Origin of the sequence: Gottfriedia sp. S16(2024), assembly GCF_050473765.1 — a bacterium.
GTDB lineage: Bacteria > Bacillota > Bacilli > Bacillales > Bacillaceae_G > Gottfriedia.
The window spans coordinates 1,101,384-1,126,387 of the sequence record NZ_JBFLUO010000001.1; the positions used below are offsets into that span (position 1 = coordinate 1,101,384).

The 25,004-nt window shown below is 37.6% G+C and carries 27 protein-coding genes and 1 other annotated feature; all 27 genes read right to left on the reverse strand.

Features of this window, described 5'->3' with window-relative positions:
- Positions 1–342, reverse strand: a complete 342-nt coding sequence (gene rplV, locus AB1282_RS05220) for a 50S ribosomal protein L22 (RefSeq protein WP_056467425.1) — start codon at positions 340–342, stop codon at positions 1–3.
- Positions 343–359: 17 nt separating this feature from the next.
- The gene (rpsS, locus tag AB1282_RS05225; RefSeq protein WP_056467422.1) at positions 360–638 is read right to left on the reverse strand and encodes a 30S ribosomal protein S19; all 279 of its coding nucleotides are present in this window, start codon (positions 636–638) and stop codon (positions 360–362) included.
- A 57-nt stretch (positions 639–695) separates the two neighbouring features.
- A complete protein-coding gene (rplB, locus tag AB1282_RS05230) occupies positions 696–1,526 on the reverse strand; it encodes a 50S ribosomal protein L2 (RefSeq protein ID WP_056467419.1) in 831 nt (276 codons plus the stop codon).
- Between the two features lie 31 nt (positions 1,527–1,557).
- A complete protein-coding gene (gene rplW, locus AB1282_RS05235) occupies positions 1,558–1,848 on the reverse strand; it encodes a 50S ribosomal protein L23 (protein ID WP_056467416.1) in 291 nt (96 codons plus the stop codon).
- On the reverse strand, positions 1,848–2,471 hold the full coding sequence (gene rplD / locus AB1282_RS05240; RefSeq protein WP_056467413.1) for a 50S ribosomal protein L4: 624 nt from the start codon (positions 2,469–2,471) through the stop codon (positions 1,848–1,850). Before rplD ends, rplW begins: the two co-directional genes overlap by 1 nt.
- 27 nt (positions 2,472–2,498) lie before the next feature.
- Complete coding sequence (rplC, locus tag AB1282_RS05245) at positions 2,499–3,128, reverse strand: 50S ribosomal protein L3 (protein ID WP_056467410.1); 630 nt, start codon at positions 3,126–3,128, stop codon at positions 2,499–2,501.
- 34 nt (positions 3,129–3,162) lie between these two features.
- A complete protein-coding gene (gene rpsJ / locus AB1282_RS05250) occupies positions 3,163–3,471 on the reverse strand; it encodes a 30S ribosomal protein S10 (RefSeq protein ID WP_056467407.1) in 309 nt (102 codons plus the stop codon).
- A 337-nt stretch (positions 3,472–3,808) separates the two neighbouring features.
- On the reverse strand, positions 3,809–4,996 hold the full coding sequence (tuf, locus tag AB1282_RS05255; RefSeq protein ID WP_056467401.1) for an elongation factor Tu: 1,188 nt from the start codon (positions 4,994–4,996) through the stop codon (positions 3,809–3,811).
- Between the two features lie 131 nt (positions 4,997–5,127).
- Positions 5,128–7,206 (reverse strand): elongation factor G, encoded by a 2,079-nt coding sequence (gene fusA, locus AB1282_RS05260; protein ID WP_056467398.1) that lies wholly within the window; start codon positions 7,204–7,206, stop codon positions 5,128–5,130.
- Positions 7,207–7,441: 235 nt separating this feature from the next.
- Positions 7,442–7,912 (reverse strand): 30S ribosomal protein S7, encoded by a 471-nt coding sequence (gene rpsG / locus AB1282_RS05265; protein WP_056467395.1) that lies wholly within the window; start codon positions 7,910–7,912, stop codon positions 7,442–7,444.
- A 32-nt stretch (positions 7,913–7,944) separates the two neighbouring features.
- Positions 7,945–8,367 carry a 30S ribosomal protein S12 gene (gene rpsL / locus AB1282_RS05270; RefSeq protein WP_056467392.1) on the reverse strand — a complete coding sequence of 141 codons (423 nt, stop codon included), beginning with the start codon at positions 8,365–8,367 and terminating at the stop codon, positions 7,945–7,947.
- A 246-nt stretch (positions 8,368–8,613) separates the two neighbouring features.
- Complete coding sequence (gene rpoC, locus AB1282_RS05275; protein ID WP_056467390.1) at positions 8,614–12,222, reverse strand: DNA-directed RNA polymerase subunit beta'; 3,609 nt, start codon at positions 12,220–12,222, stop codon at positions 8,614–8,616.
- Between the two features lie 46 nt (positions 12,223–12,268).
- Complete coding sequence (gene rpoB / locus AB1282_RS05280) at positions 12,269–15,799, reverse strand: DNA-directed RNA polymerase subunit beta (RefSeq protein WP_056467386.1); 3,531 nt, start codon at positions 15,797–15,799, stop codon at positions 12,269–12,271.
- 245 nt (positions 15,800–16,044) lie between these two features.
- Positions 16,045–16,644 carry a class I SAM-dependent methyltransferase gene (locus tag AB1282_RS05285; protein WP_390312680.1) on the reverse strand — a complete coding sequence of 200 codons (600 nt, stop codon included), beginning with the start codon at positions 16,642–16,644 and terminating at the stop codon, positions 16,045–16,047.
- Positions 16,645–16,751: 107 nt separating this feature from the next.
- Positions 16,752–17,111 (reverse strand): 50S ribosomal protein L7/L12, encoded by a 360-nt coding sequence (gene rplL, locus AB1282_RS05290; protein WP_056467380.1) that lies wholly within the window; start codon positions 17,109–17,111, stop codon positions 16,752–16,754.
- Between the two features lie 56 nt (positions 17,112–17,167).
- Positions 17,168–17,668, reverse strand: a complete 501-nt coding sequence (gene rplJ, locus AB1282_RS05295) for a 50S ribosomal protein L10 (RefSeq protein ID WP_056467377.1) — start codon at positions 17,666–17,668, stop codon at positions 17,168–17,170.
- Positions 17,669–17,711: 43 nt separating this feature from the next.
- Positions 17,712–17,847 (reverse strand) — a sequence feature (ribosomal protein L10 leader region).
- Positions 17,848–17,901: 54 nt separating this feature from the next.
- Positions 17,902–18,591, reverse strand: a complete 690-nt coding sequence (gene rplA, locus AB1282_RS05300) for a 50S ribosomal protein L1 (RefSeq protein WP_056467376.1) — start codon at positions 18,589–18,591, stop codon at positions 17,902–17,904.
- 115 nt (positions 18,592–18,706) lie between these two features.
- Positions 18,707–19,132 (reverse strand): 50S ribosomal protein L11, encoded by a 426-nt coding sequence (gene rplK, locus AB1282_RS05305; RefSeq protein WP_056467373.1) that lies wholly within the window; start codon positions 19,130–19,132, stop codon positions 18,707–18,709.
- A 169-nt stretch (positions 19,133–19,301) separates the two neighbouring features.
- Complete coding sequence (nusG, locus tag AB1282_RS05310; RefSeq protein ID WP_056467370.1) at positions 19,302–19,835, reverse strand: transcription termination/antitermination protein NusG; 534 nt, start codon at positions 19,833–19,835, stop codon at positions 19,302–19,304.
- A 113-nt stretch (positions 19,836–19,948) separates the two neighbouring features.
- Positions 19,949–20,131: a preprotein translocase subunit SecE gene (secE, locus tag AB1282_RS05315; RefSeq protein WP_056467367.1), complete on the reverse strand. Its 183-nt coding sequence runs from the start codon at positions 20,129–20,131 to the stop codon at positions 19,949–19,951.
- Positions 20,132–20,258: 127 nt separating this feature from the next.
- Positions 20,259–20,405, reverse strand: coding sequence for a 50S ribosomal protein L33 (gene rpmG / locus AB1282_RS05320; RefSeq protein WP_082459366.1), 147 nt, complete (start codon positions 20,403–20,405; stop codon positions 20,259–20,261).
- A 134-nt stretch (positions 20,406–20,539) separates the two neighbouring features.
- Positions 20,540–21,190: an RNA polymerase sporulation sigma factor SigH gene (sigH, locus tag AB1282_RS05325; protein WP_056467364.1), complete on the reverse strand. Its 651-nt coding sequence runs from the start codon at positions 21,188–21,190 to the stop codon at positions 20,540–20,542.
- Positions 21,191–21,255: 65 nt separating this feature from the next.
- Positions 21,256–21,735: an NYN domain-containing protein gene (locus tag AB1282_RS05330; RefSeq protein WP_390312709.1), complete on the reverse strand. Its 480-nt coding sequence runs from the start codon at positions 21,733–21,735 to the stop codon at positions 21,256–21,258.
- 34 nt (positions 21,736–21,769) lie between these two features.
- A complete protein-coding gene (gene rlmB, locus AB1282_RS05335) occupies positions 21,770–22,513 on the reverse strand; it encodes a 23S rRNA (guanosine(2251)-2'-O)-methyltransferase RlmB (RefSeq protein ID WP_056467358.1) in 744 nt (247 codons plus the stop codon).
- A gap of 1 nt (position 22,514) precedes the next feature.
- Positions 22,515–22,931 (reverse strand): Mini-ribonuclease 3, encoded by a 417-nt coding sequence (locus AB1282_RS05340; RefSeq protein ID WP_056467355.1) that lies wholly within the window; start codon positions 22,929–22,931, stop codon positions 22,515–22,517.
- A 4-nt stretch (positions 22,932–22,935) separates the two neighbouring features.
- A complete protein-coding gene (cysS, locus tag AB1282_RS05345) occupies positions 22,936–24,336 on the reverse strand; it encodes a cysteine--tRNA ligase (protein ID WP_056467352.1) in 1,401 nt (466 codons plus the stop codon).
- Positions 24,337–24,340: 4 nt separating this feature from the next.
- A complete protein-coding gene (gene cysE, locus AB1282_RS05350; protein ID WP_056467349.1) occupies positions 24,341–24,979 on the reverse strand; it encodes a serine O-acetyltransferase in 639 nt (212 codons plus the stop codon).
- Positions 24,980–25,004 lie beyond the last annotated feature (25 nt).

A 25,004-nucleotide genomic window follows, 5' to 3' on the forward strand; every position in this document is an offset into this window, starting at 1 on the left:
TTATCCCTCCTTCTTCTCTGATACCACGATTGTAATGTGGCTTGTGCGTTTGTTGATTGCGCTAGCACGTCCTTGTGCACGAGGGCGGAAACGTTTTAAAGTAGCACCTTCATCAACGAATACTTTTTCGATGTATAAGTTATTAACATCCATATCATAGTTATGCTCTGCGTTAGCAATAGCAGATTTTAATAATTTTTCTACAACAGGAGAAGCAGTTTTTGGTGTGTGTCGAAGGATTGCGATCGCTTCGCCAACTTGTTTACCTCGGATTAAATCGACTACTAGACGAACTTTACGAGGAGCGATACGAACTGTTCTCAGTACAGCTTTAGCTTGCATTGGAGTGCCTCCTCTCATTATCTTCTAGTTTTCTTGTCATCCGCATCGTGACCTTTATAAGTACGAGTTGGAGCAAATTCACCAAGTTTGTGACCTACCATATCTTCCGATACATATACAGGTACGTGTTTACGACCATCGTATACTGCAATAGTATGTCCGATAAATTGTGGGAAAATAGTCGAACGACGTGACCAAGTTTTAACAACTTGCTTAGAGTCAGTCTCGTTTAATTTCTCAACTTTAGTTAATAAGTGATCATCAATAAATGGACCTTTTTTCAGGCTGCGTCCCATTGTGGTACCTCCCTTCGTGATTGACCTACGGTTCTAGTGAACCGTAGCACAATCGCGTTATTTTTTACGACGACGAACGATAAACTTGTCTGACGCTTTGTTTTTCTTACGAGTTTTGTAACCAAGAGTTGGTTTACCCCATGGAGACATTGGTGATTTACGTCCGATTGGAGAGCGTCCTTCACCACCACCGTGTGGGTGATCAACTGGGTTCATTACAGATCCACGTACAGTTGGGCGTTTACCCATCCAACGAGAACGACCTGCTTTACCGATGTTAATAAGTTCGTGATGTTCATTACCAACTTGACCTACTGTCGCGCGGCAAGTTGCTAAAATCATACGTACTTCACCAGAGTTTAAACGAACTAGTACATAACGATCTTCTTTACCTAATACTTGAGCAGAAGTACCAGCTGAACGTACTAATTGTCCTCCACGACCTGGTTTTAACTCGATGTTGTGGATTGTAGTACCTACTGGAATGTTTACAAGTGGTAAAGCGTTACCTACTTTAATATCTGCTTCAGGACCTGAAACGATTTCCATTCCTACTACTAAGTTTTTAGGAGCTAGGATGTAACGTTTTTCTCCATCAGCGTAGTTAATTAACGCAATGTTTGCAGAACGGTTTGGATCGTACTCGATTGTAGCAACGCGTCCTGGTATACCATCTTTATCTCGTTTGAAATCGATGATACGGTATTGACGTTTGTGTCCACCACCTTGGTGACGAACAGTAATTTTACCTTGGTTATTACGGCCAGCTTTTTTGCTAAGTGGAGCTAATAATGATTTTTCTGGTTTGTCAGTAGTGATCTCAGCAAAATCATTAGTAGTCATACCACGGCGACCGTTAGTGGTTGGTTTATACTTTTTGATTCCCATCGTAATTTCCCTCCTTTTCTAGTAGTTAGTATTAAACGCCTTCGAATAATGTAATTTCTTGGCTATCAGCAGTTAATTTAACGATTGCTTTTCTACGACGGTTTGTGTAACCAGCATGTTTACCCATACGTTTAAACTTACCTTTGTAGTTCATTACGTTAACTTTTTCTACTTTAACACCGAAGATTGCTTCAACAGCATCTTTAACTTCAGTTTTATTAGCTCTTACATCTACTTCAAAAGTGTATTTTTTTTCAGCGATTGCTTCCATAGAAGCTTCAGTGATAACTGGGCGTTTGATAATATCACGAGGATCCTTCATTACGCAAGCACCTCCTCTACTTTTTCCACCGCAGCTTTAGTCATGATTAATGTATCATGATGTAAAACGTCGATTACGTTTACTTCATTTGCTGCAAGAACTGTGATTCCAGGGATATTGCGAGCAGATAAAGCTACGTTTTCATTTAGGTCAGCTGTTACGATTAAAACTTTCTTAGCAACTGATAAGCCAGTTAAAACAGTAACCATATCTTTTGTTTTTGGTGCGTTTAACGCTAAATCTTCAAGAACTAGCATGCTTTGTTCTAATACTTTAGTAGATAAAGCAGATTTAATCGCTAAGCGACGTACCTTTTTAGGTAATTTATAAGAGTATGATCTTGGAGCTGGACCGAATACGATACCACCACCACGCCATTGTGGAGAACGGATTGAACCTTGACGAGCACGGCCAGTTCCTTTTTGTCTCCATGGTTTACGACCACCACCACGTACTTCAGAACGTGTTTTAACTTTGTGAGTACCTTGACGTAAAGATGCACGTTGCATCATTACAGCATCAAATAGAGCGTGTTCGTTTGGAGCGATTCCGAATACAGCATCAGCTAATTCAATTTCTCCTACTTGAGCACCTGTTTGATTAAACATAGTAACTTTAGGCATTTTATTTCCTCCTTTCTTCTAAATTAATTATTTAGATTTAACCGCAGTACGGATTGTTACGTAAGATTTTTTAGAACCTGGTACATTACCTTTTACTAAAAGTAAGTTACGTTCAACGTCAACTTTAACGATTTGTAGGTTTTGTACAGTTACTTTTTCTCCACCCATTTGACCAGGTAAAGCTTTGTTTTTGAATACACGGTTCGGAGCAACAGGACCCATTGAACCTGGACGACGGTGGTAACGAGAACCGTGAGACATTGGTCCACGAGATTGTCCGTGGCGCTTAATGCTACCTTGGAATCCTTTACCTTTTGAAGTTCCAGTTACATCAACGATGTCACCATTTGCAAAAATATCTACTTTGACTTCTTGACCAACTTCATAAGCTGATACGTCAGCGTTGCGAAGTTCACGAACGAAGCGCTTAGGTGCAGTGTTTGCTTTAGCAGAGTGCCCTTTTTCTGGTTTGTTAGCTAATTTTTCACGTTTGTCAGCGAAACCGATTTGGATAGCTTCGTAGCCATCAGTTTCAGTAGTTTTCTTTTGTAAAACCACGTTTGGAGTAGCTTCGATTACAGTTACTGGAATTAACTCGCCGTTTTCAGCAAATACTTGTGTCATACCGATCTTTTTCCCTAAGATTCCTTTAGTCATAAGTCACACCTCCTGAATTTATATATAATTTTTATTAAAGTTTGATTTCAATATCAACGCCAGATGGTAAATCTAGTCTCATTAATGAATCAACTGTTTGTGGAGTTGGATTCACGATATCGATTAAACGTTTGTGAGTGCGCATTTCGAATTGCTCACGAGAATCTTTGTATTTATGAACCGCACGAAGGATCGTGTAAACTGATTTCTCAGTTGGTAACGGAATCGGACCAGATACAGAAGCACCAGAACGTTTCGCTGTTTCAACGATTTTCTCTGCAGATTGATCTAAAATACGGTGATCATAAGCTTTTAAACGAATACGAATTTTTTCTTTTGCCATAATTTTCCCTCCTTTTTCGCCTATTTAAATAATAGACATACTCCGTGGAAATTTCCTTACACTCGCCATGGCAAAGCGGCCGGGTGTATCAGCAACCTTCCACTTCTACGCAGTCAAAGACCAACATCATCTATTATACATAAAAAATAATGCTATTGCAAGCATTTGTTATAAGTTTAGATAAATAATGTTCTCGTCGTCTTCAGTACTTAGTTATTATATTATCTTCGATTATTAAAATCAAGCAAGAATCGGTTATAATGCATATTTTAAATATTTCCAATTTACTTATAAAAAAAAGCTTAGAAGAAAAGATCTTCTAAGCTTTTAAGTTTAATTATTCAACGATTGTAGCAACTACGCCAGCGCCTACAGTACGTCCACCCTCACGGATAGAGAACTTAGTTCCTTCTTCAACAGCGATTGCGTTGATTAACTCAACAGTCATTTCGATGTTGTCGCCAGGCATAACCATTTCAACGCCTTCTGGTAATTGGATGATTCCAGTTACGTCAGTTGTACGGAAATAGAATTGTGGACGGTAGTTAGCGAAGAATGGAGTGTGACGTCCACCTTCTTCTTTAGATAAAACGTAAACTTCAGCTTTGAACTTAGTGTGTTGTTTAACTGAACCTGGTTTAGCTAAAACTTGACCACGTTGGATATCGTCACGAGCAACCCCACGAAGAAGTGCACCGATGTTATCTCCAGCTTCTGCTTGGTCAAGAAGTTTACGGAACATTTCAACACCTGTTACAGTAGTTGATTTTGGCTCTTCAACAAGACCGATGATTTCAACTACGTCACCAACTTTAACGATACCACGCTCAACACGACCAGTAGCAACTGTTCCACGACCAGTGATTGAGAATACATCCTCAACTGGCATTAAGAAAGGCTTGTCAGTTTCACGAGCTGGTGTTGGGATATAAGAATCAACTTCAGCCATTAATTCATGAATTTTAGCTTCCCACGCAGCATCTCCTTCAAGAGCTTTAAGCGCAGAACCTTTGATTACTGGAATGTCATCGCCAGGGAATTCGTATTCTGATAATAGATCACGGATTTCCATTTCAACTAATTCAAGTAACTCTTCATCGTCAACCATGTCACATTTGTTCATGAATACTACGATGTAAGGTACACCTACTTGACGAGATAAAAGAATGTGCTCACGAGTTTGAGGCATTGGACCATCAGCAGCAGATACTACTAAGATACCACCGTCCATTTGAGCAGCACCAGTGATCATGTTTTTAACATAGTCAGCGTGACCTGGGCAGTCAACGTGTGCATAGTGACGAGTTTCTGTTTCGTACTCAACGTGTGCAGTAGAGATTGTGATTCCACGTTCTCTTTCTTCTGGAGCTCCGTCGATTTGATCGTAAGCGCGAGCTTCAGCTCCACCTACTTTAGCTAATACAGTTGTAATAGCAGCAGTTAATGTAGTTTTACCATGGTCAACGTGTCCGATTGTACCAATGTTAACGTGTGGTTTTACACGTTCGAATTTAGCTTTACCCATTGTAAAAATCCTCCTTATAATTAAGAAAATTAATTTTTTAGTTTTATTATTATGCTATAAAGGGTAACTTGTACCCATTATAGCTAACATCTAACATAAATAGTTATACATGATGAGAACTAAATAATCAATTACTCACCTTTATATTTTTTGATAATTTCTTCAGAAATTGATTTTGGTACATCTTCGTAATGGTCAAATACCATTGAGAACGTTCCACGACCTTGAGTGTTAGAACGTAATGAAGTTGCATAACCAAACATTTCTGAAAGTGGTACCATAGCACGAACAACTTGAGCGTTACCACGTGCTTCCATACCTTCAACGCGTCCACGACGAGATGTAATATCACCCATGATATCTCCTAAGTATTCCTCAGGGATAACAACTTCTACTTTCATTAATGGTTCAAGTAGAACTGGGTTACATTTCTTAACAGCATTTTTAAGAGCTAATGAAGCAGCTACTTTAAACGCCATCTCATTCGAGTCAACATCATGGTAAGATCCATCGAATAATTTCGCTTTAATGTCGATTAGTGGGAATCCAGCTAATACACCATTTTTAAGAGAATCTTCAAGACCTGCAGCTACTGCTGGGATGTATTCACGAGGAACAACACCACCAACGATTGCATTTTCAAATTCGAAGCCTTTTCCTTCTTCGTTTGGTGAGAATTCAATCCAAACGTGTCCGAATTGTCCACGTCCACCTGATTGACGAACGAATTTACCTTCTACTTGTGCAGAAGAACGGAAAGTTTCACGGTATGCTACTTGAGGAGCACCAACGTTAGCTTCTACTTTGAATTCACGACGCATACGGTCAACGATGATATCAAGGTGAAGTTCACCCATACCAGCGATGATTACTTGACCAGTTTCTTGGTCAGTATGTGCACGGAAAGTTGGATCTTCTTCAGTTAATTTAACTAATGCTTGACCCATTTTATCTTGGTCAGCTTTAGATTTTGGTTCGATCGCAATTGAGATAACTGGATCAGGGAACTCCATAGACTCAAGAATTACTAAATTCTTTTCATCACATAAAGTATCACCAGTTGTAGTATCTTTAAGACCTACAGCAGCAGCGATATCTCCAGCGTATACTTTCGAAATCTCTTGACGAGAGTTAGCATGCATTTGTAGGATACGTCCTACACGCTCACGCTTACCTTTTGTAGAGTTTTGAACGTATGAACCAGATTCTAACGTACCTGAGTATACTCGGAAGAACGTTAATTTACCAACATAAGGATCAGTCATGATTTTGAATGCTAATGCAGCGAAAGGCTCTTCATCACTTGATGGAACGATTTTCTCTTCATCAGTATCAGGTAATGTTCCTTTGATAGCTGGTACATCTAATGGAGATGGTAGGTAATCAATTACTGCATCAAGCATTAATTGAACACCTTTGTTTTTGAAAGCAGAACCACATACTACTGGGTAGAATTGTACTGAACATGTAGCTGTACGAATAGCAGCTTTTAATTCAGCAAGTGTGATTTCTTCACCTTCAAGGTATTTCATCATTAATTCTTCATCTAGCTCAGCTACCGCTTCGATTAAACGACCACGGTACTCTTCAGCTAGTTCTTGATATTCTTCTGGAATTTCGATCGTTTCAATGTCAGTTCCTAAGTCATTATTGTACTTAATTGCTTTCATTTCAACTAGGTCAACGATTCCCCAAAAGTTATCTTCAGCACCCATCGCTAATTGGATTGGGTGTGCGTTAGCTTGTAAACGGTCATGTAACGTACCTACAGAGTATAAGAAATCCGCGCCGATTTTATCCATTTTGTTAACGAATACTACACGTGGAACTCCGTAAGTAGTTGCTTGGCGCCAAACTGTTTCAGTTTGAGGCTCAACACCTGATTGAGCATCAAGTACTGCTACTGCGCCATCAAGTACACGTAGTGAACGTTCAACTTCTACAGTGAAGTCTACGTGACCTGGAGTATCAATGATATTTACACGGTGGTTATTCCACTGAGCTGTTGTAGCAGCAGATGTGATAGTGATACCACGCTCTTGCTCTTGCTCCATCCAGTCCATTTGTGAAGCTCCTTCATGAGTTTCACCAATTTTGTGAATACGACCTGTGTAATAAAGGATACGCTCTGTTGTTGTTGTTTTACCAGCATCAATGTGAGCCATGATCCCGATATTACGAGTGTTATTTAAGGAGAACTCTCTAGTCATCAGGGTTCTTTCTCCCTTCCAGTATTAGTTAGGATTTTTTAGTACAAGAAAAAGTTATTCCTATACATACTTCATGTTATTAAGTTAAGCAAGCACTACAAGCAAGGAACTATTATGTCATCCTAAATTATGTAATCCGACGTTCACCTATTTAATCTAGCAAGCTAAATTAGAAATAGGTGAACGACTTAACCAACATTCATTATGTGCAGAAATAACTAAATTGCTTTTAATCTTACCAACGGTAGTGAGCAAACGCTTTGTTCGCTTCTGCCATTTTGTGTGTATCTTCACGTTTCTTAACTGCAGAACCTGAGTTGTTAGCTGCATCAAGAATTTCATTAGCTAAACGCTCTTCCATCGTTTTTTCTCCACGAAGACGAGCATAGTTAACTAACCAGCGAAGACCTAAAGTTGTACGGCGCTCAGGGCGAACCTCAACTGGTACTTGGTAGTTTGAACCACCAACACGACGAGCTCTAACTTCTAGAACTGGCATGATATTTTTAAGAGCTGCTTCGAATACTTCCATTGGTTCTTTACCAGAACGTTCTTGGATTAATTCAAATGCTCCGTATAAGATAGCTTGAGACTTTCCTCTTTTTCCGTCAATCATCATTTTGTTGATTAAACGAGAAACTAATTTTGAATTATAAAGTGGATCTGGCAATACATCTCTTTTTGCAACAGGACCTTTACGTGGCATGTTATTTCCTCCTTTCGGCTAGTTGTTATTTATTACTTCTTAGCTGCTTTTGGTCTCTTAGTTCCATATTTAGAACGACCTTGCATACGTTTGTCAACACCTGCAGTATCTAAAGCACCACGAACGATATGGTAACGTACCCCCGGTAAATCTTTTACACGTCCACCACGGATAAGAACAACACTGTGCTCTTGTAAGTTGTGTCCGATACCTGGGATATAAGCAGTTACCTCGATTTGGTTAGTTAAACGTACACGAGCATATTTACGTAATGCTGAGTTCGGTTTCTTCGGAGTCATTGTACCAACACGAGTACAAACACCACGTTTTTGTGGAGCTGATAAATCAGTTGATTTTTTCTTTAATGAGTTGAAACCTTTATTTAATGCTGGTGATTTTGATTTCCATACTTTAGAAGTACGTCCATTACGCACTAACTGGTTAATAGTAGGCATGAGTTTTCCTCCCTTCAAATATTTATAAGACCACACATCCAGGTGGTTCATAATAAGTTGAAAACAAAGTTTTTGCAAGAAGGAAGAAGTCCTCCTTCTCACAAAAACAGTTTTAACCTGTATATTCCTAAATTAGCCCCGGATCTAACCTGCTTAGATTAGCAGTGCTATTGTCTAGGAGCAACCTTGAATATAATATCATTTTTCATCAAATGATGTCAACTCAAGTTATAAAATATTTTAAGATTATTTTTCAACTAATACTTCTTCGTTCATTTCAACTGATTCAGTTAAATCCTTTACAAGATCTACTTTACGGTATCTGTTCATACCCGTACCAGCTGGAACCAACTTACCTATAATAACATTCTCTTTTAATCCTAGCAACTCATCACGTTTTCCTTTTATCGCAGCGTCTGTTAATACACGCGTTGTTTCTTGGAATGATGCAGCAGAAAGGAATGAGTCTGTTTCTAATGATGCTTTTGTAATACCTAGTAATAATGGGCGTGCAGTAGCTGGTTGTTTACCTGCAAATAAAGCTTCTTTATTCGCTTCAGTAAACTGGTGAAGTTCTAATAATGTACCAGGTAGTAAAGTAGTCTCACCTGCATCCATTACACGAACTTTCTTCAGCATTTGACGTACCATTACCTCTACGTGCTTATCACCAATTTCTACCCCTTGCATACGGTATACTTTTTGTACTTCGCGTAGTAAGTATTCTTGAACAGCATTTGTACCTTTTACTTTTAGAAGTTCTTTAGGATCAATTGAACCTTCTGTCATTACCTGACCGCGTTCAATAGATTCACCTTCTTGAACTTTTAGTCTAGCGCCATAAGGAACTGGGTAGTTTCTAGATTCTACTGAGCCTTGAACAATAATTTCTTGCTTATCTTTAGCGTCAGTAGAAATTGAAATAATACCATCAATTTCAGAAATAACCGCTTGACCTTTAGGATTACGTGCTTCAAATAGCTCTTGAATACGAGGTAAACCTTGAGTAATATCGTCTCCTGCTACCCCACCTGTATGGAATGTACGCATCGTTAACTGTGTACCTGGTTCACCAATTGATTGTGCAGCGATAATACCTACTGCTTCACCAACTTCAACCTCAGCACCTGTGGCTAAGTTACGACCATAACATTTTTTACATACTCCATGGTTAGTATTACATGTGAACGCAGAACGGATATTAACTTCTTCAATACCAGCATCGATAATTTCACGAGCTAAGTCTTCTGTAATTAAATCGTTCTCTTGACCAAGTAATACACCTGTTTCTGGGTGACGTATAGTTGAACGTAAATGACGACCAACTAAACGATCGTATAATCCTTCAATAATTTCGTTACCTTCTTTAATTGCCTTAACATGTAATCCACGGTCAGTACCACAATCATCTTGGCGAACGATTACATCTTGTGCAACGTCAACTAGACGACGAGTTAAGTAACCTGAATCGGCTGTTTTTAGTGCTGTATCGGCAAGACCTTTACGTGCACCGTGTGTAGAGATGAAGTATTCAAGTACCGTTAGACCTTCACGGAATGAAGATTTGATTGGTAACTCGATAATACGACCAGCCGGGTTGGCCATCAGACCACGCATACCTGCAAGCTGAGTAAAGTTTGATGCGTTACCACGGGCACCAGAGTCACTCATCATAAAGATAGGGTTACGTTTATTTAGAGAAGCCATCAGTTTTCCTTGAATAACATCCTTCGCATCACTCCAAATTGCGATTACACGATCGTAACGCTCATCTTCTGTGATTAAACCACGTCGGAATTGTTTTAGAACTTTATCTACTTTTTCTTGAGCTTCAGCAATAATTAATTGCTTTTCAGGTAATACGATGATATCAGATACACCAACTGTAATACCAGCTTTAGTAGAGTGTCTAAATCCAAGATCCTTCATGCGGTCTAGCATTTTTGACGTTTCAGTAATTTTGAAACGTTTAAATACTTCTGCAATGATATTTCCAAGTATTTTCTTTTTGAAAGGAGCAATTTCTTCTCTACTTTCAATGATTTCTTTAATATTTGAACCTTTAGCTACAAAATACATCTGAGGAGTTTCCTTCTCAAGGTTACTCTGAGTAGGTTCATTAATATATGGGAACGAAGTAGGTAAGATTTCATTGAAGATTAACTTACCAACTGTTGTGATTAGTAATGAATTTCTTTGTTCTTCAGTAAATGTTTCGTTATTTAAAGAATTTGCTGCAACAGCAACACGAGAATGTAAATGTACATAACCATTTTGGTATGCAATTAACGCTTCATTAATATCTTTAAATACCATACCTTCACCGACAGCGCCTGCACGCTCAAGAGTTAAGTAATAGTTACCTAATACCATATCTTGAGATGGTGTAACTACTGGTTTACCATCTTTCGGGTTCAGGATGTTTTGTGCTGCAAGCATTAGGATACGTGCTTCTGCTTGTGCTTCACTTGATAACGGTACGTGAACAGCCATTTGGTCACCATCAAAATCGGCATTGTATGCAGTACATACAAGTGGATGTAGACGGATTGCACGACCTTCTACTAATGTAGGTTCGAACGCTTGGATACCAAGTCTGTGCAGAGTTGGGGCACGGTTTAGTAACACCGGATGCTCACGAATAACCGATTCTAATACATCCCAAATCTCAGGGTGTAAACGCTCAATTTTACGTTTCGCAGACTTAATGTTATGTGCTAATCCACGCTCTACTAATTCTTTCATCACGAATGGCTTAAATAATTCAATTGCCATTTCTTTTGGTAATCCACATTGATACATTTGTAAGTTTGGTCCTACAACGATAACCGAACGACCAGAGTAGTCAACACGTTTACCAAGTAAGTTTTGACGGAAACGTCCTTGCTTACCTTTAAGCATGTGAGAAAGTGATTTTAATGGACGGTTACCTGGTCCAGTAACTGGACGGCCACGACGACCATTGTCAATTAACGCATCAACTGCTTCTTGAAGCATACGTTTTTCGTTTTGTACGATGATGCTTGGTGCACCAAGGTCTAATAAACGTTTTAAACGGTTGTTACGGTTAATTACACGACGATATAAATCGTTTAGATCTGAAGTTGCAAAACGTCCACCATCTAATTGAACCATAGGTCGTAATTCAGGTGGGATTACTGGTAGCACATCTAAGATCATCCAAGAAGGCTCATTACCAGAGTTACGGAATGCTTCTAAAACTTCTAAACGTTTAATTGCTCTTGTACGACGTTGACCTTGAGCAGTTTTTAACTCTTCTTTTAATGAATCAACATCTTTTTCAAGATTAATATCGCTTAATAGTTTTTTAATTGCTTCAGCACCCATAGATGCTTGGAAAGTTTGACCGTAACGCTCACGATAAGCACGGAACTCTTTCTCAGAAAGCAATTGTTTCTTTTCTAAAGGAGTATCTCCAGCTTCTGTTACTACGTATGAAGCAAAGTAGATTACTTCTTCCAGAGCACGAGGGGACATGTCTAAAACAAGTCCCATTCGGCTTGGAATACCTTTGAAATACCAAATATGTGATACTGGTGCAGCTAATTCGATGTGACCCATACGCTCACGACGTACTTTTGCACGAGTTACTTCAACTCCACAACGATCACAAACTACACCTTTATAACGTACACGTTTATATTTTCCGCAGTGACATTCCCAATCTTTCGTAGGACCGAAAATGCGTTCACAGAAAAGACCATCTTTTTCAGGTTTTAATGTACGGTAGTTAATTGTTTCAGGTTTTTTAATTTCCCCGTATGACCACGAGCGAATTTTGTCAGGCGATGCAAGTCCGATCTTCATATACTCGAAATTATTTACATCTATCAAGGGGCCTACCTCCCTTTCTGTCCTAAGGTTTTACCCTATATAATACTTATTCTTTTACGTATTCCATATCCATCGCTAAATGTTCTGAAGCTTGATCATCATCATCTTCAGTATCACGCATTTCGATTTCTTGATCTGTAGCAGACATCATTTTAACATCCATACCTAGAGATTGTAATTCCTTAATCAATACTTTGAATGATTCTGGAACACCTGGTTCTGGTACATTTTCACCTTTAACGATTGCTTCATATGTTTTCACACGGCCAACAACGTCATCAGATTTAACTGTTAAGATCTCTTGTAATGTATAAGCAGCACCGTATGCTTCAAGTGCCCAAACCTCCATCTCACCAAAACGCTGTCCACCAAATTGAGCTTTACCACCAAGTGGTTGTTGCGTAACAAGTGAGTATGGTCCTGTTGAACGAGCATGTAACTTATCGTCAACCATGTGTGCAAGTTTGATCATATACATGACACCTACAGAAACGCGGTTATCGAAAGGCTCACCACTACGTCCATCATAAAGTACAGTTTTTGCATCACGTGCCATACCAGCTTCTTCAATTGTTCCCCAAACATCTTCCTCACGTGCTCCGTCAAATACTGGAGAAGCAACATGAATGCCAAGATATCTTGCAGCCATACCTAAGTGTAGCTCTAATACTTGACCGATGTTCATACGAGAAGGTACCCCTAAAGGATTTAACATGATATCAACTGGCGTTCCATCAGGTAAGAATGGCATATCTTCTTCTGGTAAAATACGAGAGATAACCCCTTTATTACCATGTCGTCCAGCCATTTTATCCCCTTCAGAGATTTTACGTTTCTGAACGATATAAACACGAACAAGTTGGTTTACTCCTGGTGGTAATTCATCACCGTTTTCACGAGTGAATACTTTCACATCAAGAATAATCCCGCCACCACCGTGTGGAACACGTAAAGATGTATCACGAACTTCACGAGCTTTTTCACCGAAGATTGCATGTAGAAGACGTTCTTCAGCAGTTAATTCAGTTACACCTTTAGGCGTTACTTTACCAACTAATAAATCTCCATCTTTAACTTCTGCACCAATTCGGATAATTCCACGCTCATCAAGATTTTTAAGTGCATCTTCACCAACGTTTGGAATATCACGAGTGATTTCTTCAGGTCCTAATTTTGTATCACGAGCTTCTGATTCATATTCTTCAATATGAACTGAAGTGTAAACATCTTCTTTAACAAGACGACGACTCATAATGATCGCATCCTCGTAGTTGTAACCATCCCATGTCATGAATGCTACTAATACGTTACGTCCTAGTGCTAATTCACCTTTTTCCATTGAAGGTCCATCTGCAAGAATTTCGCCTCTTACTACTTCGTCACCAACACTTACGATTGGGCGTTGGTTATAACAAGTACCTTGGTTAGAACGCACGAATTTTAACATACGATATTTATCAAGGTCACCTTTAACTTTTTGTCCATCTACTTCTAAGTAGCGACGTACCCAAACCTCTTTTGCTTCAACACGTTCAACGATACCTGGGTGTTTACAAATTACTGCAGCACCAGAGTCTTTTGCTGAAACGTATTCCATACCCGTACCTACGATTGGAGATTCAGGGTTTAATAATGGCACTGCTTGACGTTGCATGTTCGCTCCCATTAGGGCACGGTTCGAGTCATCGTTCTCTAAGAAAGGAATACATGCTGTCGCAGCTGATACTACTTGTTTAGGAGATACATCCATGTAGTCAATACGCTCACGTTTAACAACAGTGTTGTCTCCACGGAAACGAGCAACTACATCTTCATCTAAGAAACTACCATCTTCACCTAAACGAGCATTCGCTTGGGCAACTACGTATAGATCCTCTTCATCAGCAGTTAAATAGTCAATTTTATCTGATAGACGACCTGTTTCAGGGTCTACACGACGATATGGAGTTTCAATGAAACCAAATTGATTTACTTTTGCATAAGAAGAAAGCGAGTTAATTAATCCGATGTTTGGTCCCTCAGGCGTTTCAATCGGACACATACGACCATAGTGAGAGTAATGAACGTCACGCACTTCAAATCCTGCGCGTTCACGTGTTAAACCACCTGGTCCTAGAGCTGATAGTCTTCTTTTATGAGTTAATTCAGCAAGAGGATTTGTTTGGTCCATGAATTGAGATAGCTGTGAACTACCAAAGAATTCTTTAATTGAAGCAATTACAGGGCGAATATTAATTAACGCCTGTGGAGTAACTGCGTTTGTATCTTGAATTGACATACGTTCACGTACTACACGTTCCATACGAGATAAACCGATACGGAATTGGTTTTGAAGTAATTCACCAACTGAACGTAAACGACGATTTCCTAAATGGTCAATATCGTCAGTGTCACCTACGTTATGTAGCAGGTTAAAGAAGTAAGATATTGAAGCGATGATGTCCGCAGGTGAAATGTTTTTCACACTTTTGCTCACATTCGCATTTCCAATAACTTGAATAACTTGTTCACCATCTTCTACAGGTGCGTAAATTTTAATAGATTGTAGAGTAATCTCATCTTCTAATACGCCAGCAGCAGGGTGAGCAACTTTTTCACCGATATTCTTTTCTAAGAATGGAATAATACGGTCTAACGTACGGCGATCAAGAGTTGTCCCTTTTTCTACAATAATTTCACCAGTTTCTGGATCCACTAATGTTTCTGCAATACGTTGGTTAAATAGTCTATTTTTAATGTGTAATTTTTTATTTATTTTGTAGCGTCCAACGCTAGCTAAGTCATAACGCTTCGGATCAAAGAAGCGAGTAATTAATAGGTTTTTAGCGTTTTCTACTGTAGGTGGTTCACCTGGACGTAATCTTTCATAGATTTCAAGAAGCGCCTTTTCAGTGCTATCTGTGTTATCTTTTTCAAGAGTATTACGTAGGTATTCATTTTCGCCTAATAAGTCTAGAATCTCTTGGTCTGTACCAAACCCAAGCGAACGTAGTAGTACCGTTACCGGTAATTTTCTTGTACGGTCAATACGTACATAAACTACATCCTTCGCGTCCGTTTCGTACTCTAACCAAGCACCGCGGTTCGGAATAACTGTAGCCGTATAACCTTTTTTACCATTTTTGTCAATCTTTCCACTATAGTACACACTTGGAGAACGTACTAATTGTGAAACGATTACACGTTCAGCACCATTAATAATGAATGTGCCTGTGTCCGTCATCAGTGGGAAATCCCCCATGAAAACGTCTTGCTCCTTAACTTCGCCAGTTTCCTTATTTAATAGGCGAACTTTCACTCGAAGTGGAGCAGCGTAGTTTACGTCACGCTCTTTCGATTCTTCTACAACATACTTCGGCTCACCTAAACTGTAATCAATGAATTCTAATGATAGATTACCTGTGAAATCCTCAATTGGTGAAATGTCTTGGAACATCTCTCTCAAACCTTCATCTAAGAACCATTGGTAAGATGCTGTTTGTATTTCAATTAAGTTAGGTAACTCTAAAACTTCACTGATACGAGCATAACTTCTGCGTTGGCGGTGTCGTCCATATTGAACTAGTTGACCTGTCAACATATTCACCCCTTAAATAAGAGTATTTAAAACAAAAAAATAGTAACAAATAAGCAGAAAATATCCCTTACTTGTTAAACAAAAAATAAAATGGTTTCAAAATGAAAACCATTTATTAAACTCAACGACAGTCATTTTACTATCATTTCCAAAGAATATAGAAATATACCCACTTTCAAAAAAATCATTTTTGAAAATAAATATATATTGGCATTTAATAATACTATCACAAGCAAAAATTACAGTCAATCTTTTTTACTTTTTATGATATAATATCCTTTATCTTTTTTTACTACCTCTACCTCGTTGAAAGTTTCTTTTAATAAATCAAGAGCAGATGGTGCACCTTGCTTCTTTTTTATAACTACCCAAAGCTCTCCACCAGGGAGTAATTTACCATGAGCACCTTTTAAAATTTCATGAACAACACTTTTTCCAGCACGAATTGGCGGATTTGTTAAAATAGCCGCATATACACCAGTTACATTTTCATAGATGCTACTTTCATAGATTTTCGCATTTTCTATTTTATTTACATTTGCATTTTCTTTCGCTAATTCAATTGCCCTTAAATTTACATCAACCATTTCCACCATTCGACTAGGATCATCTTTCGCGATTGATAATCCTATTGGACCGTACCCACAACCAACATCTAAAATATCCCCATCAACTTCTGGAAATGTGAACGCGTTAATTAAAACACGGGACCCAAAGTCAACTTCATTCCTAGAAAAAACACCTGAATCAGATTGGAACTTCAAATCATTACCTCTTAAAGAAAATGAAAATACCTTTTTATCAGTTTTACTATTCGGTTGATTTGTAAAATAATGATCTGCCATAAAAAATCCTTCTTCCATATATACTTATCAACAGTCTTCCCAAAAGTAATCCCATATGTACAAAAAAAGCTCGCATAAATGCGAGCTTTTCTAAAAACTTTTAGAAATTACTTAACTTCTACGTTAGCGCCAACTTCTTCAAGTTTAGCTTTCATTTCTTCAGCTTCTTCTTTGCTGATTCCTTCTTTAATTGCTTTAGGAGTGTTGTCAACTAATTCTTTAGCTTCTTTTAATCCTAAACCAGTTAATTCACGAACAACTTTGATTACTTTGATTTTTTGGTCGCCAGGGCTAGCTAATACTAAATCAAATTCAGTTTGCTCAGCAGCAGCTTCAGCACCTGGAGCCATCATAGCCATAGGAGCAGCAGCAGTTACGCCAAACTCTTCTTCGATTGCTTTTACTAAGTCATTTAATTCTAATACAGTCATGTTTTTAACTGCTTCAATGATTTGTTCTTTAGTCATTGTTAATTTCCTCCTTGTTTATACCTTTAAATTATATATTTTAAGCGATCTTGGCATTAAGCGCCTTGTTCTTCTTTTTGTTCTGCAACTGCTTTAGTTGCAAGAGCGAAGTTGCGGATTGGTGCTTGTAGCACGCTAAGCAACATAGAAAGTAAACCTTCGCGAGATGGAAGTTCAGCAAGAGCTTTTACTTCTTCAACAGTAGCAACATTTCCTTCGATTACACCAGCTTTAATTTCTAAAGCTTCATGTTTTTTAGCGAAGTCGTTGATTACTTTAGCAGGAGCAATTACATCCTCCGTACTAAACGCGATTGCGTTTGGACCAGTTAATGATTCATTTAAACCAGCTAAGCCAGCCTCTTCAGCAGCACGACGAGTTAAAGTGTTTTTGTAAACTTTGAACTCAACGCCAGCTTCACGTAATTGCTTACGTAATTCAGTTACTTCAGCAACATTTAAACCACGGTAGTCAACAACAACTGTTGATTTACTATCACGTAATTTAGCAGCTACTTCAGATACAACTTGTTTTTTAGCTTCTAATACTGCGCTCATTTATTACACCTCCTGTGGATTTTAGTGTGTATACCGCAAAAGTGTAACCATAGCAAAACCTCCACGAACTTTTTAAAAAAAGACATGGAGGTTGTATATGCACGAATTTATCAGTTATACACCTCGGTAGGATATTAAGCGTAAGCACCTACTGTCTACGGTAGTCTATTTAATTAGCAAGACAATCTCCATTATAGAGAGTTCTTGTCGAATTGTCAACTTTGTTTTTTATCTTAGAAACTAGCTGGATCTACTTTAATACCAGGGCCCATAGTTGAAGTGATTGCTACGTTCTTCATGTATGTTCCTTTAGCAGCAGCAGGTTTAACTTTTACCATAGTTTCAAAGATTGTAGTAAAGTTTTCTACTAACTTTTCGTTTTCGAAAGATACTTTACCGATTGGCACGTGAATGTTACCAGCTTTATCAACACGGTATTCAACTTTACCAGCTTTGATTTCGTTAACAGCTTTTGTTACGTCAAATGTAACTGTACCTGTTTTCGGGTTTGGCATTAAACCTTTAGGTCCTAATACACGTCCTAATTTACCAACTTCAGCCATCATGTCTGGAGTTGCTACTACTACATCAAAATCGAACCAACCTTGTTGGATTTTGTTAATCATGTCAGCATCGCCTACGAAATCAGCACCAGCAGCTTCAGCTTCTTTAGCTTTTTCACCTTTAGCGAATACTAATACACGTTGTACTTTACCAGTACCGTGTGGAAGAACTACTGCACCACGAATTTGTTGGTCAGCTTTCTTTGGATCTACTCCTAAACGGAATGCTACTTCAACTGTTGCATCAAAGTTAACAGTTGTAGTCTTTTTAACAAGTTCAACAGCTTCGTTTACTGCGTAAACAGCTGTACGATCTACTAATTTAATAGCTTCTTGGTATTTTTTACCTTTGTTAGCCATGTTTTATTCCTCCTAATGTGGTTTTAACGGATTTTCCTCCCACGAATAAAGGTTGCGATAAAACACATCAAATGATGTTCGCAACCTCCTCAATCACACCTTATTGAAGATGGGATTAGTCTTCAATAACGATACCCATACTACGTGCAGTACCTTCTACCATACGCATAGCAGCTTCAACAGAAGCAGCATTTAAGTCAGGCATTTTTTGTTCAGCAATCTCACGCACTTTATCGCGTTTAACTGTTGCTACTTTTTTACGATTTGGTTCACCTGAACCAGACTCGATACCAGCCGCTACTTTAAGAAGTACAGCAGCAGGAGGAGTTTTCGTAATAAATGTAAACGAACGATCTTCGAATACAGTGATTTCAACAGGAATAATTAGACCAGCTTGGTCAGCTGTACGAGCGTTGAACTCTTTACAGAATCCCATGATGTTAACACCTGCTTGTCCTAGTGCAGGACCAACTGGTGGTGCTGGGTTTGCTTTCCCTGCAGGAATTTGCAATTTTACCATTTTAATTACTTTTTTAGCCACGAGACACACCTCCTTAAGTCCGTGATGTGGTAACGGGTTTTTACACCCTCCCACTCATATCGTTTTGCATTTGCATGCATATTCTTATACAGAAGTTAATATCATCTTTTCGATGCATATTGACCTTTAAAAGTCTAACATTTTCAAATTAAAAATGCAAGGTCTTGTATTATAATTTTTCAACAAGATGTAAATCCAGTTCTACCGGCGTTTCTTTATTAAAGAATTCTACTAACACAGTCACTTTTTTCTTTTCGAAGTCAATTTCTTTAATTGATCCAGTATAATTCGCAAATGGACCTTCTTTTAATCGAACAACTTCATTTACATCTAAATCAATATCAATTGTTTGTTCATCTAGACCCATATGTTTTAGAATATGTGTAATTTCTTCTTCTAAAAGTGGGGTTGGTTTTGAACCAGATCCAGCTGAGCCAACGAAACCAGTTACTCCCGGTGTATTTCGAACTACATACCAAGAATCGTCAGTCATTACTAGTTCAACTAGCACATAACCAGGAAACACTTTACGTTTCGTTACTTTCTCTTTACCGTTCTTCATTTCTACTTCTGATTCTTCTGGAACTATTACACGGAAAATTTTATCCTGCATTCCCATTGTTTCTACACGTTTTTCTAAATTTGCTTTTACTTTATTCTCATATCCTGAGTAAGTATGAACTACATACCATCTTTTTTCCATGTTAGAGGACTACTGTCCTTCCCTCCCCGGTCAACTTTCTTTGCAAATTAAAAAACCCGTCACCGGGCTTTTTTTTAAACATTATCACTCATTATAGCACAATTAGTTTTAACTTATTCAAGAATAAGTCGAATTAGTTTAGAAAGTCCTGTGTCAATTACAGCGAAGAATACTACAAAGAATAAAACTGTAGCTAATACTGTAACTGTTGAATTAACTAATTCTTTACGTTTAGGCCATGAAACTTTTTTCATTTCACTTTTTACTTCGCGAAAAAACTTACCGATACGACCCACAGATGCAACCCCCATATATACTAGTTTAGAGATTTACGAAACGTCCGTCTTGTCCAAAAAATAGTGCATAATCTTTAGTTTATATAATGAATAAGGACATTCGCAATTATCATTTATCTTACTTCATTTATTTTGTTTCTTTATGTGTTGTATGCTCATTGCATGTTTTACAAAACTTTTTCATCTCCAAACGTTCTACAGAAGAGGAATTCTTCATCGTGGAGTAATTTCTATTATTGCAATTAGCGCACGACAGAACAACTTTTTTTCTCATGGTGACACCAACCTAATTCATCTATAATTATCCATTTAGAATGTACCATGCGAATTATAAACTGTCAAACTCATTTGTTTACCCTTGTACTTCTATACATTATCACGAACTACAAGGGAGCTTCTTTGATCTGATTAAACTGACAGTTCTCTTATTTCCATATATCTTTCAAGCTTTCTTTTCACTCTTTGTAAAGCATTATCAATCGATTTCACATGTCTATTTAACTCTTCTGATATTTCTTGGTATGATCGACCATCTAAATAGAGTGATAATACTTTTCTTTCTAAATCGCTTAATAATTCAGACATTTTAAGCTCTATGTCCACATTTTCTTCTTGATTGATAACAAGTTCCTCTGGATCCATGTTTTTTGTTTCTGTTAAAACATCCAGTAATGTACGATCAGATTCCTCATCATAAATAGGCTTGTCCAATGAAACATAAGAATTTAATGGGATGTGCTTTTGTCTAGTTGCTGTTTTAATTGCTGTAATAATTTGTCTTGTAATGCATAATTCTGCAAACGCCTTGAAAGACGAAAGTTTGTCTTCTTTGTAATCACGAATTGCTTTGTATAATCCAATCATACCTTCTTGAATGATGTCTTCACGGTCAGCTCCTATTAGGAAATAAGACCTAGATTTTGCTTTAACGAAATTTCGGTACTTTTGAATTAAAAATGTTAGTGCCTCTTGATCACCTTCTCGAACATATTCGAGAATTACCTCATCTTCTAAAGGGCCATACTCTATCATTAGCTTCAATTCCTGTTCAACGTTCAAAATTAGCACCTCCGACCAAACAATTTAATTAAATTATACAGCACAAAGAAGAAGGAAACAATAAGTCATCGTTCCCCTCTTCGCCATTTTTCTAAAATTTCTGTTTGTTTCGAATTTAAAGTCTTACTAATTGTCAGTCTTTGATCAGGTATTTCACTAATTCGACTACTTATCATTTTTTTATTTTGAGTAACCGATCGATATAGTTCCATTGCAGGTATACGAAGTGCACCTTGTCCAAATATTTGCCATTGCTCAGTAAAGTCAGAAGTCGCAACATAAATATGATGGTTAACATGACGAAGCTCAATTGCAAGTTTTTCAATTTTTTCATCAGCCGTCTGGTTTTTTCGAGTAAAGATCACTTCGACCTTTGAATTCTTGTCGACCTTTTCGATGCCATTTACAAAATGAGCATCAAATACAACAATTATAGACATCCCTGTGTATGCCTTATACTCAGCAAGCTGAGTAATTAGATAATCACGTGATTTATCAAAGTCAATTTCTCGAAGTTTTCTAAGATTCGGCCAAGCTCCAATCATGTTATAACCATCTACAATAAGAATCTCTTTCTTTTTATGATCCAAGCGGGTGTCTCTTACGATGTATTTCATACATTAATAAACTAGCCGCAACAGACGCATTTAACGATGTAACTTTACCGACCATTGGTAACTTAATTAGGAAATCACATTTTTCCTTTAAGATCCTGCTCATGCCTTTACCTTCGCTACCAATAATTAAACCAAGGGAAATTTGGCCATCCATGTTTCGATAGTCATCAGCACCTTTTGCATCTGTACCAAAAATCCAAACTCCTCTTTCTTTTAATTCATCTATAGTTCTTGCTAAGTTCGTTACTCGAGCTACTGGAATATATTCAATTGCTCCAGTAGAAGCTTTAGCAACCGCTGATGTTAACCCTACCGCTCTTCTCTTTGGAATAATGATTCCATGAGCACCAACTGCATCTGCAGTTCGCATAATTGAGCCTAAATTATGAGGGTCTTCAATTTCATCAAGAATTAAGAAAAACGGTTGTTCATCTCGACTACTAGCAACTTCAAATAAATCATCAAGTTCCACATATTCATATGCAGCTACTTGCGCTACTACACCTTGATGGTTTCCTTTAACCATTCCATCTAATTTCTTGTTTGGTGCTGTTTGAACAATCACTTTGTTTTGGTTAGCTAATTCTAAAAGTTTATGAATTTGACCTTTATTTGCCCCTTCGCTAACCCATATTTTATTTATATCACGACCTGAACGTATTGCTTCCATAACTGGATTACGTCCAATAATAAATTCCTCAGACATATTATGCTCCTTTATCATTCTCAATAAATTGAATCGCAAAACGTACAATTATATTGAGTCTATCTTCATTTTTTAATAAATAATGGTATCCAATTAACGCTTCCATTGCGGTTGCGTATCGATATGTTTGTACATCAGTATTTTTTGGCACGGTTCCTGATTTTGCATTACGGCCTCTTTTAACAACTGCAACTTCTTCATCTGACAATATCTCAGTAGAAAGCATTTCTCTAATTACTTTAGCTTGTCCTTTAGCAGAAACAAATCTTGTTGCTGCTCGGTGAAGTTGATTAGGTCTCACAGTTCCTTTTTCAAGGAGGTGATGACGTACATAAATTTCATATACAGCATCACCTATATAAGCAAGTGCTAAACTGTTTAGTTGTTTAACATCAATTTTTTGGTTACTTTCAATCATGAAGTTATCCTCTTTTCCAGCGAATACCTTGCGGAGTATCTTCAATGATTATATTCATTTCTTTTAATTGGTCACGAATTTGGTCCGCTAATGCAAAATCACGATTTTTACGTGCATCTGTACGTTTTTGAATTAATGCTTCGATTTCATCATCTAACAGTGCTTCTTCACTAACTAGTGTAATGCCTAGTACACTTGATAATTCATCAAAAGTTGCTACTAATTGATTTAATACATTCGTAGAAGTATGTGTCTCTAGTAAATATTGATTTGCCAATTTAGCTAATTGATATAAAACTGAAATCGCATTAGCCGTATTAAAGTCATCATCCATTACTTTTGTGAAGACGGCTTTTTCATCTGCTATTTCTTTTAACCACTTATTGTCATCTTCTGTTAAATTAGTACTACTTTCTATACGGTGATTACTATTTTGGTAAGCCGTTTTAATACGTTCAAAACCATTTTTAGCTTCTTGTAAAAGTTCCTCGCTATAGTTAATTGGGTGACGATAATGCACTGATAACATAAAGAAACGTAATAACATAGGATCAACGATCTTAATAATGTCATGTACTAAGACAAAGTTACCTAATGACTTAGACATTTTTTCGTTGTCGATATTGATATATCCATTATGCATCCAATAATTTGAAAAAGTTTTCCCGCTTAAGGCTTCTGACTGAGCGATCTCATTCTCATGGTGTGGGAATGATAAGTCTTGACCACCTGCATGAATATCAATTGTTTCGCCAAGATATTTCTTTGCCATTGCTGAGCACTCAATATGCCATCCTGGTCTACCTTTTCCCCATGGACTTTCCCAGAATATTTCACCTGGTTTAGCTGCTTTCCATAGAGCGAAGTCTAATGGATCTTCTTTCTTTTCACCAATTTCAATTCTTTCACCAATTCGAAGGTCTTCAATTGATTGGTGTGAAAGTTTACCGTAACCGTTAAATTCTTTTGTTTTGAAGTATACGTCACCTTCAGATTCATATGCATAGCCTTTTTTTACAAGCTCATCGATAAACTCAATAATAATATCCATATTATCCATTACACGAGGATGATTCGTAGCTGTTTTGCAACCGAGCGCTTGAACATCTTCAAAATATGCATTAATAAAACGATCTGCTATAGTTGGGACATCTGAACCTAATTCATTAGCTGCTTTAATTAACTTATCATCAACATCAGTGAAGTTTGAAACAAAGTTTACTTCATATCCACGATATTCAAAATAACGTCTTACTGTATCAAAAACAATAGCAGGTCTTGCATTACCAATGTGAATATAGTTATATACAGTAGGTCCACATACATACATTTTGACCTTACCTTCTTCTATAGGCTTAAAATCTTCTTTATTCCTTGTTAATGTATTATAAATTTGAATTGCCATAGTTTTACTTCCTTTCAGATATTCTCATTAAACCTCTTAGCTCTTCTAATTCCGCTTCTAGTTGCAGTAATCGATCTGCTACTGGGTCAGGTAGATCACAGTGGTCAAATTGATTATTTACTCTAATTCCATCTTGAACAACTATCTTACCAGGTATACCAACAACCGTAGTATTATTTGGAACATCCTTTAGTACAACTGAATTTGCACCGATTTTTGCATTTTCTCCGATTGTGATTGACCCTAGAACTTTTGCACCCGTAGCTACCAGTACCCCACTCAATAAGGTTGGATGACGCTTACCTTTTTCCTTCCCGGTTCCGCCTAATGTTACTCCTTGATAAATCGTAACATCATCGCCTATTTCACATGTTTCTCCAATTACAACTCCAGCTCCATGATCGATAAAAAATCGTCTACCAATTGTCGCCCCTGGGTGAATCTCGATTCCTGTTAAAAAACGAGCAAACTGTGAAATACTCCTTGCAATAAAGTGCCATTTTTTCCGATAGAAATAATGAGCAAATCGATAAAGCCATAATGCATGTAAACCAGCATACGTAAGAATAACTTCTAAATAGCTAGTAGCGGCTGGATCGCGTTCAAATATCGTCGCAACATCTTCCTTCATGTACTTTAGCATCTTCATTTCCCCTTAAAGAATTTAT